We start from the raw sequence: 13,147 nt of genomic DNA on the forward strand, positions 1-13,147 counted from the left end.
GTCACCGGTGGTCCGCGCGAGCAGGTAGACCCGAGCCAAGGAGGCCCGATGACCGTCCCCAAGCCCGAGCGACGTCGCGAAGCACCGGATCGCAACCTCGCGATGGAGCTGGTGCGGGTGACCGAGGCCGCGGCGATGGCGGCCGGGCGCTGGGTCGGCCGCGGCGACAAGAACGGCGGGGACGGCGCGGCGGTGGACGCGATGCGCCAGCTCATCGGCACCGTCTCGATGCGCGGCGTGGTGGTGATCGGCGAGGGCGAGAAGGACGAGGCGCCCATGCTGTTCAACGGCGAGCAGGTCGGCAACGGCGAGGGCCCCTGGTGCGACGTCGCCGTCGACCCGATCGACGGCACCACCCTGATGGCCAAGGGCATGCCGAACGCGCTGGCCGTCCTCGCGGTCGCCGAGCGGGACGCGATGTTCGACCCGTCCGCCGTGTTCTACATGGAGAAGATCGCGGTCGGCCCGGACGCGGCGGGCTCGATCGACATCACCAAGCCGGTGGGGGACAACATCCGCTCCGTGGCCGAGGCCAAGGAGATCGACGTCCGGGACGTCACGGTTACCGTGCTGGACCGGCCGCGCCACGAGCAGCTGATCGCGGACGTGCGCGCCACCGGCGCCCGCATCCGCTTCATCTCCGACGGCGACGTGGCGGGCGCGATCGCCGCCGCCCGCCCCACCACCGGCGTGGACATGCTGGTGGGCATCGGCGGTACGCCCGAGGGGATCATCGCCGCGGCCGCGCTCAAGTGCATGGGCGGGGAGATCCAGGGCAGGCTCTGGCCGAAGGACGACGAGGAGCGCTCCCGGGCGATCTCCGCGGGCCACGACCTCGACCGCGTGCTGACCACGAACGAGCTGGTCACCGGCGAGAACGTGTTCTTCTGCGCCACCGGCGTCACGGACGGGGACCTGCTGCGCGGCGTGCACTACCGCGCGGGCGGCTGCACCACGCAGTCGATCGTGATGCGGTCGAAGTCCGGCACGGTCCGGCTGATCGACGGCTACCACCGGCTGACGAAGCTGCGCGAGTACGCCTCGGTCGACTTCGACGCCGTCGAGCCGGACACCGAGGCGCCGCCGCTGCCCTGATCCCGGGCAGGACGAGACCGACACGGACGGCACCCCGCGGGGTGCCGTTCGTGCATTCGTGTACTGGTGCCCGGGTGTCCCTCTGCCGGATGATCGTCCGCACGGGGACGGGGGTGGGCGCGTGCGCGGTTCACGGGTCGTGGTGGTGGCGGCGTCGGTCGCCGTGATCGCGCTGATCTGGGCGGGGGTGGCGCTGGCGTCGACGGCGCGGACGCAGTCGCCGGTCGCCGCGCCGAGCGTCGGACCCGCCGGGACCACGAGCGGGGTGCCCGGCCTCGGGGTGGCGCAGCCCGCCGCGATCGCCGCGGCCGCCGCGAAGGCCGTCGACTCCGCGCCGGTGAGCGGTACCCCCTGCCGCCGCACCGCACGGGCGTGCGTGGACCTGTCGTCGAACCAGGCGTGGCTGATCAGCGCCGGTGTCGTGGCCTACGGTCCCGTCCCGATCACGGCCGGACGGCCCGGCTTCCGGACCCCGCCGGGCACGTTCCGGGTGGGCTGGAAGGACATCGACCACCTGAGCCGCGAGTTCGATCTCGCGCCGATGCCGTACTCGGTGTTCTTCAACGGTGGCATCGCCTTCCACGAGGGCAGCCTCCGGGTGCTCTCGCACGGCTGCATCCACCTGTCCCGGGCGGCGGCGCAGACCTTCTTCAGCACGCTGCGCGTCGGGGACGTGGTGCAGGTCGCGGCCTGATCGGCGCACCGCCGAGGGGCGGGAAGGCCGGCGCGGGGCCGTGCCCTGCCCCGCGCCGGATCAGACACCACTGAGGGTGCCCGCCCCTGTGCCGTCGACGCTGCGACGGCTCGTCCTTCATCCTTGTCCGTAGTCCGACAGGGATCATCCACAACTTTACGTATCCATCGACTCCGCCGAACGGGCGAACAGCGTTCTCAGAATCCGACGATCACCCCGCCACGAGCCCCCACCGCTGCGCCCGGAGTACCGCACTGAGCCGATCGGCGACCCCGAGCTTGCTGTAGCACCGCTCCAGGTGCTTGTGCACGGTCCGCTCGGCGATGCCGAGCCTGCGCGCGATCGCCCCGGCGGTGTGTCCCTGGGCCAGCAGCCCGAGCACCCCGCGTTCGCGGGGGGTGAGCTCGATGGAGGTCGCGCTCTCGTGCTGCGCGGCAGGGGCCTCGGCCAGCGCCCGAGCGTAGGCGCGAGCCTGGCGGTCCAGGCCGCTCAGCAGCCGCCAGACCCGTTCGGCGAGCGCCATCTCGCGCGGACCGTAGACCTCCGGCTTCCCCACGACCAGCGTCTGTGGGGCGGGCCCCGGGCCGATCGGGAAGGCGAGCTGCCTGCCGACCCCGCAGTCACGCAGCAACGCCGCGCCGTCGCCGAACAGGCGCAGGTCCACCATGCCCGCCGGGACGTCCGCCGACTGCATCACGCCGACGTTCCCGGTCGCCGCGAAGTACTGCACGATCGGATGCGTGTGGGCCGCCCTCCGGCCCCAGGCGAGGAGGTCCTCCCGATGGCCCTCCAGCCGCGCGTCCAGCGGGAGGACCCGCCCCACGACCGTCCCGTCCGGCTGGAAGTCGCTGACGGCGACGGCCGTGCTCTCGAACGTCTCCTGCAGCATGCGGGTGACCCGCTCCAGCGGCAGCTCCGTCAGCGGCTCCCGCAGCAGCTCCCCGACGAACTCCAACCAGTCCCCGTCGTCTCGACCTGCCATGGTGTCCTCGATCCCTCCGTGGTGACACCGCGCGCCTGGTGACTCCCCGGAGAAGAGGAACCCGTTAGCCGAGCACGTACATCTCCGCCGCATTGCGCTCGGGCGGCCGAACCTCGCAGGACGGGGTATCCCTCGGAAGGTGTAATCCCGCTCATCCCGAGCGGTGGTGAGGGCACCCTCAGTAGGAGGATGGACGTATGAGCGACGAGGGCGGGTTCCGCATCGAGCACGACACCATGGGGGAGGTCCGGGTCCCGGTCGACGCGTTGTACCGCGCGCAGACCCAGCGGGCCGTGGAGAACTTCCCCATCTCCGGGCGCGGCCTGGAGCGGGCCCAGATCCGCGCGCTCGGCCTGGTCAAGGGTGCCGCCGCGCGCGTCAACGGCCGCATCGGGGTGCTGGACGAGAAGCTGGCCGCCGCCATCGCGGAGGCGGCGGACGAGGTCGCGGCGGGCGGGTACGACGAGCACTTCCCGGTCGACGTCTTCCAGACCGGCTCGGGCACCAGCTCGAACATGAACGCCAACGAGGTCATCGCCACGCTCGCCACCCGGGCGTCGGGCGCGGACGTGCACCCCAACGACCACGTCAACGCCTCGCAGTCCAGCAACGACGTCTTCCCCACGACCATCCACGTGGCCGCGTCCGAAGCCCTCGCGACGGACGTCGTGCCTGCGCTGGAGCACCTCGCCCGGACCCTCCGCACCCGGGCCGCGGACTGGGCGGACGTCGTCAAGGCCGGGCGGACGCACCTCATGGACGCCGTGCCGATCACCCTCGGCCAGGAGGTGGGTGGCTGGGCCACGCAGACCGAGTACGGCATCGCGCGGGTCCGGGACGTGCTCCCCCGGCTGGGCCAGCTCCCGATCGGCGGCACCGCGGTGGGGACCGGCCTCAACGCGCCGGACGGGTTCGGCGCCGGCGTCGTCGACGAGCTGCGGGCCGCGACCGGGCTGGACACGCTCAGCGAGGCCCCGGACCACATCGAGGCCCAGGGCTCCCGGGACGGGCTGGTCGAGGCCTCGGGCGCGCTGCGCACGGTCGCCGTGTCCCTCTACAAGATCGCGAACGACCTGCGCTGGCTCTCCTCCGGCCCGCGCACCGGGCTGGCGGAGATCCACCTGCCGGACCTGCAGCCCGGCTCGTCGATCATGCCCGGCAAGGTCAACCCGGTGATCTGCGAGGCCACGATGATGGTCGCGGCGCAGGTGATCGGCAACGACGCGACCGTCGCCTTCTCCGGCACCCAGGGCAACCTCGAGCTCAACGTGATGATGCCGGTCATGGCCCGCAACGTGCTGGAGTCCGCTCGGCTGCTGTCCTCGGTGGCGCGACTGCTGGCGGACAAGGTGGTCGCGGGCGCGGAGGCCGACCTGGACCGCACCCGCGAGTACGCCGAGTCCTCCCCCAGCATCGTCACGCCGCTGAACTCCTACCTCGGCTACGAGGAGGCGGCGAGCATCGCGAAGCAGTCGCTGAAGGAACGCCGCACCATCCGCGAGGTCGTGCTGGAGCGTGGGCACGTCGAGAACGGCACGCTTACCCTCGAACAGCTCGACACCGCCCTCGACGTGCTGCGCATGGCGCGCGGCGGCCGCTAGCACGACCCCACGTTTCGTGCGCACAGCGCTGTCGCCACCGCGCTGAGCGCACGGAACCGGCGATCTTGCCACGCTCAGCGCACGAAACGTGCGCTCACACCAAGCCGAGGGCCTGCGCGCGCAAGACCGCGGAGAGCCGGTCGGTCACGCCCAGCTTCACGTAGCAGCGCTCCAGGTGTTTCTGGACCGTGCGGGGCGAGATCTCCAGCCGCCGGGCGATCGTGCTCGCGGTGAGCCCCTGGGCGAGCAGGCCGAGGACGGCCCGCTCGCGCGGGGTCAGCGGGATCTCGGTCGCGCTGATCCCCTGCCCGCCCGTCACCGCGGCGAGCGCGGCGACCTGCTTCTCCAGCCCCGACAGCAGCCGCCAGAGCCGCTCGGCGAACGCGGACTCGCCGGGGCCCCACGCGTCCTCGCGGCCGAGCACGAACGAGCGGCTCATCGCCGCGGTGGCCCGCAGTGGCAGGGCGAGCTGGTTCGGCGCCCGGCACTCCGCGGCGAGGGCGCGTCCGCCGTCGGCCTCCCAGCGGTCGTGCTGGTCGGCAGGCACGTCGCAGACCTGCCGCGGCGTCCACAGGCCGGTGGCCAGGTAGAACCGCAGCAGCGGGTGTTCGCCCGCCGCCCGGTGCCTGCTCCAGTGCGCCAGCTCGTCCGCATGCTCCCCCAGCCCGGCGTCCCACCAGGTGTGGCGCACCGGCTCCTCGGGCTCGACCTCGCTGAACGTGACCCCTGCGGTCTCGAAAGTCGCCTGCAGCAGCGGAGCGATCCGGTCGACCGGCAGCTCGACGAGGGGCTCGGTGAGCAGGGTGCCCACCAGCTCCATCCACTCACGCTCCGTGCGCGTGGTCGTCATAGAGGAGGGACCCGCCCGGTGCGCCCGGTGATACCAGCCGCGCGAACCCCTCCTGGCGCTCGTAGGGGAAGTGCGGGTAGGGCGCGGGCCTGCGGCTGACGGCGTCCAGCCGGGCCAGGTGCTCCGGCGCGAGCTCCCAGCCCACGGCCCCGAGGTTCTCCTCCAGCTGCCCGAGGTCTCGGGCCCCGATGATCACCGAGCTGACGGTGGGGCGGGTGGTCAGCCAGTTCAGCGCGATCTGCGGGATGCTGCGGCCCGTCTCGGCGGCGATCCCGTCGAGGACGTCCACGACCGCGTACAGCAGCTCGTCCGGGACCGGCGGACCCGCCGCGGCGGTGGCGTGCAGCCTGCTGCCCGCGGGGATCGGGGCACCGCGGCGGATCCGCCCGGTCAGCCGCCCCCACCCGAGCGGGCTCCAGACCATCGCCCCGACCCCCTCCTCGCGCCCCAGCGGCATCAGGTCCCACTCGTAGTCCCGCCCGACGAGTGAGTAGTAGACCTGATGGGAGACGTACCGGGGGCCGGGCGTCCGCAGGGACCGCATGAGCTGCCACCCGGGGAAGTTCGACACGCCGGTGTAGCGGATCCTCCCCGCCCGGACGAGGTCGTCCAAGGTGTCGAGGACCTCCTCGGTCGGGGTGTGGGCGTCGTAGGCGTGCAGGTGGAAGACGTCGATGTGGTCGGTGCCGAGGCGGCGCAGCGCGGCGTCCACCGACCCGAGCAGCCGCGACCGCGAGGTGCCCCAGTCGTTCGGGCCGTCGCCGGCGGGCAGACCCGCCTTGGTCGAGATCAGCACCTCGTCCCGCCGCCCCTTCAGCGCAGCGCCCAGCACCTCCTCCGAGGCGCCGTCCGAGTACACGTCCGCGGTGTCGAACAGGGTCACGCCCGCCTCGAGGCAGCGGGCGACGATCTCCCGCGCCTGTGTGACGTCCGTGCTGCCCCAGGCGCCGAACAGCTCGCCGCGACCGCCGAACGTCCCGGCGCCGAAGCTCAGCACGGGCACGCGCAGGCCGCTGCGGCCCAGGTTCCGGTACTCCATGACTCTCCTTAACGGTTCTCTGGTCCCGTTAAGACTAACAGAACCGCAGTTCCGTTAAGGTGGCCGCATGACGCGGCCAGGGGGACGGACGGCGCGGGTGCGGGAGGCCGTGGTGCGCGCGGTCGGGGACGCGCTGATCGAGGTGGGCCTCGCCGGGCTCGACCTCGCGGACGTCGCGCGCCGGGCGGGCGTCGGCAAGACGACCGTGTACCGCCGCTGGGGCACCGTGGCCGCCGCCGTCGCGGACCTGGTCGACGACATGGTGGAGACCTCCGCCCCGCGCGCGGACACCGGCGGCCTCGCCGGGGACCTGCGGGCGAACGCCGAGCTCGTGGCCGAGACCCTGGCCGACCCGCGCCAGGGCAGGCTGCTCGCGGCACTCATCGCCGCGGCCCGCGAGGACGAGCGCACCGCCGAGGCCCTGCGCCGCTTCTACGCGGCCCGGATCGCGGTCTGGGAGCCCTGCGTCACCGACGCGGTCGCGCGCGGCGAGCTGCCCGCGGGGACGGACGCCGCCGCCGTCGTCCGCGCGGTGTCCGCCCCCCTCTACTACCGTTTCCTGACCAGCGGAGACGCTCCGGAGCAGGCGGACGTCACCCGCGCGGTGGACGCCGCCGTGGCGGCGGCGGAGGCAGGCGCCTACCGCTGACGGGTGAACCGCTCGCCCCACTCCCGCACCCGCTCGGTGAGCTCCGCGGGCGAGCGGATCTCGAACTCCGCGCCACAGCTGCCGAGCGCGAAGACCGGCCAGTCCAGGTCGTCCCCGGACATCCGCAGGACGCAGCGGTCGGGACCGTCCGGCTCGATCACGGCCCAGCGGTCGAGATGCGCCAGCCGCTCCGCGGGGGCGAACACCACGACCTCCACCTCGTAGGTGGCGGGCCTGCCGCGGATCCCCTGCTTCACGAAGTCCGCGGCGTCCGCGGTCGGCAGCTCGCGCGGGCGGAACCGGGCGCCGGTCCGCCGCGGCTCGGTGAGCCGGTCCAGCCGGAAGGTGCGCCAGTCGTGGCGGTGCAGGTCGTAGGCCACGAGGTACCAGCGCCGCCCGAGCGGGACCAGCCGATGCGGTTCGACGAGCCGGAGCGCCGGTTCGGCGGCTCGCGCCGTGTAGCCGAACTCCAGCCGCTCGTCGTCCCGGCAGGCCTGGGCGACGACGATCAGGGCCTCGGGATCGAGCGGCTCGTCCCGCCGCCCACCCCAGGTCGTGGCCACGGTGACCCCGCGCAGCGCGTCCACCCGCTTGCGCAGCCGGGGCGGCATGACCTGCACGACCTTGGTCAACGCCCGCAGCGCAGGCTCCTCGATCCCGGCCACCGCACCCTGCGTCGCCGCCTGCATCCCGACAGCGAGCGCGACCGCCTCCTCGTCGTCCACCACCAGCGGGGGCAGCGCGGCGCCCGCGGCGAGCTGGTAGCCGCCGTCCACCCCGCGATGGGCGTTGACCGGGTATCCGAGCTCGCGGAGCCGGTCGACGTCTCGCCGCAGGGTGCGCGGCGAGACCTCGAGCCGCTCCGCGAGCTCCTGCCCCGTCCAGTACCGGTGGGTCTGCAGGAGCGACAACAGCCGCAGGGTGCGCGAGCCGGTGGAGGCCATGGACCCAGTATCGGGCCCATTGCGGCCAGGTTCCGACCTCAGGGCTCGATGACGACCTTGCCCAGCACCCCGCGCTCCTCCAGCAGCGCCACGGCCTCACCGGCCCGCTCCAGCGGGTAGGTGCCCGCGACGGGCGGGTCGACCACACCGGACTCCAGGTACGGGAACAGCTTGTCCCACTCCTTGCGGGCGTAGCCCTCGCGCGGCATCGCGTACGCGCCCCAGCCGACGCCGCGGACGTCGATGTTGTTGAGCAGCAGGCGGTTCACCCGCACCGTCGGGATGTCTCCCGCGGTGAAGCCGATGACCAGGAGCCTGCCCAGCGGGGCGAGGCTGCGCAGCGAGTCGGTGAACCGGTCGCCGCCGACGGGGTCCACCACCATGTCGACGCCCACGCCCGCCGTCAGCTCCTTGACCGCGTCCTTGAAGCCGTCCACCAGGACCGCCTCGTCGGAGCCGACCGACCTCACGAAGTCGGCCTTCTCCCGGCTCGACACGACCGAGATCACCCTGGCACCCAGCGCCTTCGCCAGCTGGATCGTCGCGGTCCCGATGCCGCCCGCGGCGCCGTGCACGAGGACGGTTTCGCCCGCGCGCAGCTGCCCGCGGGTGACCAGGGCGAACGTCATCGTCAGATAGTTCATCGGCAGGCAGGCACCCGCCGCGAACCCGACGGAGTCGGGGAGCGGGAAGACGCTGTCCGACGCCACCGCGGCCAGCTCGGCGAACGCGCCGACGGCGGCGGAGGTGGCGGCCACCCGGTCGCCGGGTGCGAACTCGGAGCCCTCCGGCGCCTCCCGGACCACACCGGCGAGCTCGCTGCCGAGCACGAAGGGCAGCTCCGGCTTGTACTGGTACTTGTCCTGGGTCAGCAGGAGGTCCGGGAAGTTGACGCCCGCCGCCCGCACCTCGATGAGCACCTCACCGGGGCCCGCGGTCGCGTCCGGGACCTCGCCGACCTCCAGCGACCGCGGCCCGTCCGTGCGGGTCACCCGTGCTGCGCGCATCCGTCAGGACTCCTCGTGCTCGGCGGTGAACTCGGGCCGGAGCCTGCGAAGGTCCGCGCAGCCCTGACCGTGCCCACCGTAGCCGACCCGGACCTGCGCGCCGGGGCCGCGCCCCGCCGGCCGAGCCGTCGTCCGAACGGGTGGACCGACGGGCACGCGGAGGCTCTTCGACCCGAGGGGTCGGATTGCGGCCGAGAACTGACCGGTATCTCCCCTACTGTCACTCCTACCAGCAGGAACGAGCCATCCGGAGGACACCATGACCACCACCGCCGTGATCGACGAGAAGGCCGACCTGCTCTCGGCGCTGGCCACGCACCGGTTCCTTTTCCGCTACGCGGTGCAGGGGCTGACCGACGAGCAGGCCGCGTCGACGCCCACGGCGAGCGAGCTCTGCCTCGGCGGGCTGATCAAGCACGTCGCGGAGTCCGAGCGGAGCTGGGTCACCTTCCTGCTCGAGGGGGCGGCCTCGATGGAGCTCACCGAGGACAGCGCGGCCGAGCACGCGGACAGCTTCCGGATGCTCCCCGGTGAGACGCTGGAGGGGTTGCTCGCCGAGTACGAGCGGGTCGCGGCCCGCACCGAGGATGTCGTGGCCGCGCTGCCCTCGCTCGACATCGCGCACCCGCTGCCGGACGCGCCGTGGTTCACCGACAAGGCCTGGTCGGCGCGGCGGGTGCTGGTGCACATCGTCGCGGAGACCGCGCAGCACGCCGGCCACGCGGACCTCATCCGGGAGACCATCGACGGCCAGAAGTCGATGGGCTGAGAGTGTCGGTGGTCTGTGCTCTGATGCACCCGTGCTGCTGAACGAGGTGGTCGAGGCGTCGGCCGCGGTCGGCGCCACCCGCTCGCGCAAGGCGAAGTCGGCGGCGCTGGCCGCGCTGCTGCGCCGGGCGGACGCCCTTGAGGTGGGACCTGCCACGGCCTGGCTGTCCGGCGAGCCGCGGCAGGGCCGGATCGGGGTCGGGTGGCGCACGCTGTCCGGCGCCCTCCCCGAGCCCGCGGCGGGGCCGTCGCTGTCGGTCTCGCAGGTCGACTCGCTGCTCACCGCGCTCGCCAGGACCTCCGGTGCGGGCTCGACTCGCCGCCGCGCCGAGCTGCTGGGCTCGTTATTCGGCGCCGCGACCGAGCCGGAACAGCGGTTCCTCGCCCGGCTGCTCGGCGGGGAGCTGCGCCAGGGCGCCCTCGAGGGTGTGATGCTCGAGGCCGTCGCGGAGGCCGCCGCGGTCCCGGCGCCGGTGGTGCGGCGGGCGTTCATGCTCTCCGGTCGGCTGCCCGACACCGCGGAGACCGCGCTGCTCCGCGGGGTGGAGGGGCTGGAGGCGGTGCGGCTGGCCGTCGGGCGCCCGCTCCGGCCGATGCTCGCGTCCCCCGGCTCCTCCCTCGACACGGCGCTGGAGTCCCTGGGCTCGGAGGTGACCGTCGAGTACAAGCTGGACGGTGCGCGCATCCAGGTGCACCGCAGCGCGTCCTCGGTGCGGGTCTGGACCCGGTCCCTCCGGGAGATCACGGACGCGGTGCCCGAGCTGCTCGCGCGGGTCCGCGCCCTGCCCTGCCGGGAGGTCGTGCTCGACGGCGAGACCCTCGCCCTGGACGAGGAGGGCCGCCCCCGCAAGTTCCAGGACACCATGTCCCGCTTCGGGTCGGGGGGTTCGGAGGAGGTCCTGCTGTCGCCGTTCTTCTTCGACCTGCTGCACCTGGACGGCACTGACCTGGTGGACGAGCCGCTGTCCGTCCGGCTGGACACGCTGGCCGGGTTGCTGTCCGCGGCGCCGGAGCTGACGATGCCCGGCGTCCGGCGCCCCTCGGTCGAGGAGGCCGCCCAGGTGCTCGACAGCGCGTTGTCCGCCGGGCACGAGGGCGTGGTGGTGAAGGCGTTGGACGCGCCGTACGCAGCCGGGCGGCGGGGCAAGGCGTGGCAGAAGGTCAAACCCGTGCACACCCTGGACCTCGTGGTGATCGGCGCGGAGTGGGGGTACGGGCGGCGCACCGGGTTCCTGTCGAACATCCACCTCGGCGCGCGGGATCCGGAAGGCGGCCCGCCGATCATGGTCGGCAAGACCTTCAAGGGCATGACGGACGAGCTGCTCGCCTGGCAGACGCGGCAGTTCCCCGGCCTCGCGGTCCACGACGACGGGCACGTGGTCGAGCTGCGCCCGGAGCTGGTCGTGGAGATCGCCGTGGACGGCGCCCAACGCAGCGTCCGCTATCCCGGCGGGGTGGCCCTGCGCTTCGCCCGGGTCCTGCGCTACCGCCCCGACAAGACCCCCGCCGAGGCAGACGACCTCCCCGCCGTCCAAGCCCTCCTCTAACCTCCACTCCCCGCGAGTCGCGCCCTCACACCCCGCGGGTCGCGCGCTCCTCACCCAGGCGCTGCAGGACGACTCCGCCCGTCCGGGGAGGAGCGGCGGCCGGCACCACCGCGAGCACGGACACGACCGCCCGAACCGCTCCATGATCATTACCGCCCCATGATCGTTCCGGGCGTCGCCCGAGCGCTGTCCGGCCGGCCGTCCCGTCCCACTCGGAACGATCACACGCTCATGATCGATCCGAGTGGGACACGGGGGCGGGTCGGGGAGCGCTCCTGTCCCGCTCGGAACGATCACCTGGCGGGTAAGGCGCGGGGAGGGTGGGGGGCGCGGTCAGCCCGCCCAGTCCGCCGCGGGCCCCGGGTCGGCCTGGAAGCGCAGGGCGGGGTCGAGGTAGCGCACCTCCGGGGCGGCGTAGAGCGCCTCGACCCCGGCCCGCAGGCCCGGGTAGCCGATGGCGTAAGCCTCGATCTCGGCGTCGGAGGCGGGGAGGTGGGCGGCGGCGAGCAGGGCGCGAACGGTATCGATCACAGGGTCGGTCTCGGACATGACGGCTCCTCAGGCGGCGGCGGTCTCGGCGGTCACCAGCAAGGGGACCCGCAGGTGGTGGGTGGTGGCGCGCTGGAAGGCCGCACCGGCGCGGAGCAGGGTCGCCTCCTCGAAGGGGCGGCCCGCGATCTGCAGCGACAGCGGGAGACCCGCTGCGCTGTGTCCCATCGGCAGCGCCAGCACCGGGTTGCCGACGGAGTCCCAGTACCCCGTGTGGATGTGGGTGAAGAGCTCGAGGATCTCCGCGGTGCCGTCGAGGTAGCCCGCCAGCGGCGGCGCGGCGACCGAGAGCGTCGGGCAGACGACGACGTCGACGTCGGCGAACAGCCCGCGCAACGCCAGCTGCGCGGCCCGGCGCATCCGCTGGGCCTGCACGTAGTCCGCGCCGGACACCATGGCCCCCTGGGCGAGGATCGCGCGGGTGGCGGCGAAGTAGTCGGTCCACCGCGTGGACATGTCGGTGCGGTGGTAGGCCAGTGCCTCGGCGGCCATCGTGACCATGTCCGCGGTCATCATCTCGGCCCGGTAGGGCAGCTCGACCTCGACGACGGTCGCCCCGAGGGCTGTCAGCTGGGCGACCGCGTCGTCGAACAGCCCGGGCAGTGCCGGGTCCGCACCGTCCGGGAAGTGCCCCTCCCGCACCACGCCGACGCGCAGGCCCGCGAGGTCCCCCTCGCCGAGCGGGGGCGCGGCGAACGGGGCGTCGACGCAGTCGGGGTCACTCGCGTGCGGCCCGGCGATGACCTCGAGCACGGACGCACAATCCACCGCGGATCGAGCCATGGGTCCGATGTGGTCCAGGCTGTATCCCAGCGGGACGCACCCGGACTTCGGCACCCGACCGAACGTCGGCATCAGGCCGGTGATCCCGCACATCGCCGCCGGGATCCGGATGCTGCCCGCGGTGTCCGTGCCGAGCCCCGCGAGGAACATCCCGGCCGCGACGCCCGAGCCCGTCCCCGAGCTGGACCCGCCGGGCCAGGTCTCGAGGTCCCAGGGGTTGCGGGGCACCGGGAACGGCTTCGCCGGGTCCGGCATGCCGCAGGCGAACTCCATCGTCGTCGTCTTGCCGGTGATCACCGCCCCCGCCGCCTTCAGCCGCGCGACGACCGGGGCGTCCCGGCCCTCGCCCCAGGTGCGGTCGAGGACGAGGGACTGTGCGGTCGTCGGGCCGTCGGCCGTGGCGAGGATGTCCTTGACCCCGAACGGGATCCCGTGCAGCGGGCCGCGGTCGTGGCCTGCAGCGAGCTCGGCGTCGGCTCGGTCGGCCGCCGCGAGGGCCAGGTCGTCGAAGCGGACGAGGTAGGTGCCGATCCGTTCGTCGAGCCGGTCGGCGGTGTCGATCGCCGCCTCGGTCAGGGCGCGGCTGGTCGTGGTGCCTGCGCGCAGGGCCGCGGCGGCGTCGGTCAGGGTCGAGGGCAC

General features: G+C 73.5%; 13 protein-coding genes. 6 read left to right on the top strand and 7 right to left on the bottom strand.

The window, feature by feature from the left end; translation table 11 throughout:
- The first annotated feature begins 48 nt into the window (after positions 1-48).
- Both glpX and ABD993_RS34915 read left to right on the top strand, forming a co-directional pair.
- Positions 49-1,095, top strand: coding sequence for a class II fructose-bisphosphatase (glpX, locus tag ABD993_RS34910; protein ID WP_345427829.1), 1,047 nt, complete (start codon positions 49-51; stop codon positions 1,093-1,095).
- A 121-nt stretch (positions 1,096-1,216) separates the two neighbouring features.
- Positions 1,217-1,789 carry a L,D-transpeptidase gene (locus tag ABD993_RS34915; protein WP_345427835.1) on the top strand — a complete coding sequence of 191 codons (573 nt, stop codon included), beginning with the start codon at positions 1,217-1,219 and terminating at the stop codon, positions 1,787-1,789.
- A gap of 211 nt (positions 1,790-2,000) precedes the next feature.
- On the opposite strand, the gene ABD993_RS34920 is transcribed toward ABD993_RS34915, so the two are convergent.
- Positions 2,001-2,771, bottom strand: a complete 771-nt coding sequence (locus tag ABD993_RS34920) for a helix-turn-helix transcriptional regulator (RefSeq protein ID WP_345427840.1) — start codon at positions 2,769-2,771, stop codon at positions 2,001-2,003.
- 197 nt (positions 2,772-2,968) lie between these two features.
- Here ABD993_RS34920 and ABD993_RS34925 point away from each other — a divergent pair, with 197 nt between their 5' ends.
- Entirely contained in the window at positions 2,969-4,372 is a 1,404-nt protein-coding gene (locus ABD993_RS34925) for a class II fumarate hydratase (protein WP_345427846.1), read from the top strand.
- A 94-nt stretch (positions 4,373-4,466) separates the two neighbouring features.
- On the opposite strand, the gene ABD993_RS34930 is transcribed toward ABD993_RS34925, so the two are convergent.
- Both ABD993_RS34930 and ABD993_RS34935 read right to left on the bottom strand, forming a co-directional pair.
- Positions 4,467-5,192, bottom strand: coding sequence for a helix-turn-helix transcriptional regulator (locus tag ABD993_RS34930; protein ID WP_345427865.1), 726 nt, complete (start codon positions 5,190-5,192; stop codon positions 4,467-4,469).
- A gap of 4 nt (positions 5,193-5,196) precedes the next feature.
- Complete coding sequence (locus ABD993_RS34935; RefSeq protein ID WP_345427871.1) at positions 5,197-6,261, bottom strand: aldo/keto reductase; 1,065 nt, start codon at positions 6,259-6,261, stop codon at positions 5,197-5,199.
- 67 nt (positions 6,262-6,328) lie between these two features.
- Between ABD993_RS34935 and ABD993_RS34940 the strand changes: the two genes are divergently transcribed.
- On the top strand, positions 6,329-6,910 hold the full coding sequence (locus ABD993_RS34940; protein WP_345427892.1) for a TetR-like C-terminal domain-containing protein: 582 nt from the start codon (positions 6,329-6,331) through the stop codon (positions 6,908-6,910).
- On the opposite strand, the gene ABD993_RS34945 is transcribed toward ABD993_RS34940, so the two are convergent.
- Positions 6,901-7,854: a helix-turn-helix transcriptional regulator gene (locus ABD993_RS34945; protein WP_345427898.1), complete on the bottom strand. Its 954-nt coding sequence runs from the start codon at positions 7,852-7,854 to the stop codon at positions 6,901-6,903. The two genes, ABD993_RS34940 and ABD993_RS34945, sit on opposite strands and share 10 nt — an antisense overlap.
- A 38-nt stretch (positions 7,855-7,892) precedes the next feature.
- Positions 7,893-8,861: an NADPH:quinone oxidoreductase family protein gene (locus ABD993_RS34950; protein WP_345427903.1), complete on the bottom strand. Its 969-nt coding sequence runs from the start codon at positions 8,859-8,861 to the stop codon at positions 7,893-7,895.
- A 259-nt stretch (positions 8,862-9,120) separates the two neighbouring features.
- Between ABD993_RS34950 and ABD993_RS34955 the strand changes: the two genes are divergently transcribed.
- Both ABD993_RS34955 and ABD993_RS34960 read left to right on the top strand, forming a co-directional pair.
- Positions 9,121-9,630, top strand: a complete 510-nt coding sequence (locus tag ABD993_RS34955; RefSeq protein WP_345427910.1) for a DinB family protein — start codon at positions 9,121-9,123, stop codon at positions 9,628-9,630.
- Between the two features lie 31 nt (positions 9,631-9,661).
- Positions 9,662-11,176, top strand: a complete 1,515-nt coding sequence (locus ABD993_RS34960; protein ID WP_345427929.1) for an ATP-dependent DNA ligase — start codon at positions 9,662-9,664, stop codon at positions 11,174-11,176.
- 333 nt (positions 11,177-11,509) lie between these two features.
- Here ABD993_RS34960 and ABD993_RS34965 read toward each other — a convergent pair whose 3' ends face one another.
- Both ABD993_RS34965 and ABD993_RS34970 read right to left on the bottom strand, forming a co-directional pair.
- On the bottom strand, positions 11,510-11,725 hold the full coding sequence (locus ABD993_RS34965; RefSeq protein WP_345427936.1) for a hypothetical protein: 216 nt from the start codon (positions 11,723-11,725) through the stop codon (positions 11,510-11,512).
- Positions 11,726-11,734: 9 nt separating this feature from the next.
- Entirely contained in the window at positions 11,735-13,147 is a 1,413-nt protein-coding gene (locus ABD993_RS34970; protein ID WP_345427942.1) for an amidase, read from the bottom strand.

Origin of the sequence: Pseudonocardia xishanensis (assembly GCF_039541715.1) — a bacterium.
GTDB lineage: Bacteria > Actinomycetota > Actinomycetes > Mycobacteriales > Pseudonocardiaceae > Pseudonocardia > Pseudonocardia xishanensis.

Excerpts from the sequence above, each read along its gene's own strand:
- ABD993_RS34935 (WP_345427871.1), bottom strand. The coding sequence starts at position 6,261 with ATGGAGTACCGGAACCTGGGCCGCAGCGGCCTGCGCGTGCCCGTGCTG.
- ABD993_RS34965 (WP_345427936.1), bottom strand. The coding sequence starts at position 11,725 with ATGTCCGAGACCGACCCTGTGATCGATACCGTTCGCGCCCTGCTCGCC.
- ABD993_RS34955 (WP_345427910.1), top strand. The coding sequence starts at position 9,121 with ATGACCACCACCGCCGTGATCGACGAGAAGGCCGACCTGCTCTCGGCG.
- ABD993_RS34950 (WP_345427903.1), bottom strand. The coding sequence starts at position 8,861 with ATGCGCGCAGCACGGGTGACCCGCACGGACGGGCCGCGGTCGCTGGAG.
- ABD993_RS34925 (WP_345427846.1), top strand. The coding sequence starts at position 2,969 with ATGAGCGACGAGGGCGGGTTCCGCATCGAGCACGACACCATGGGGGAG.
- ABD993_RS34945 (WP_345427898.1), bottom strand. The coding sequence starts at position 7,854 with ATGGCCTCCACCGGCTCGCGCACCCTGCGGCTGTTGTCGCTCCTGCAG.
- ABD993_RS34940 (WP_345427892.1), top strand. The coding sequence starts at position 6,329 with ATGACGCGGCCAGGGGGACGGACGGCGCGGGTGCGGGAGGCCGTGGTG.
- ABD993_RS34920 (WP_345427840.1), bottom strand. The coding sequence starts at position 2,771 with ATGGCAGGTCGAGACGACGGGGACTGGTTGGAGTTCGTCGGGGAGCTG.
- glpX (WP_345427829.1), top strand. The coding sequence starts at position 49 with ATGACCGTCCCCAAGCCCGAGCGACGTCGCGAAGCACCGGATCGCAAC.
- ABD993_RS34930 (WP_345427865.1), bottom strand. The coding sequence starts at position 5,192 with ATGGAGCTGGTGGGCACCCTGCTCACCGAGCCCCTCGTCGAGCTGCCG.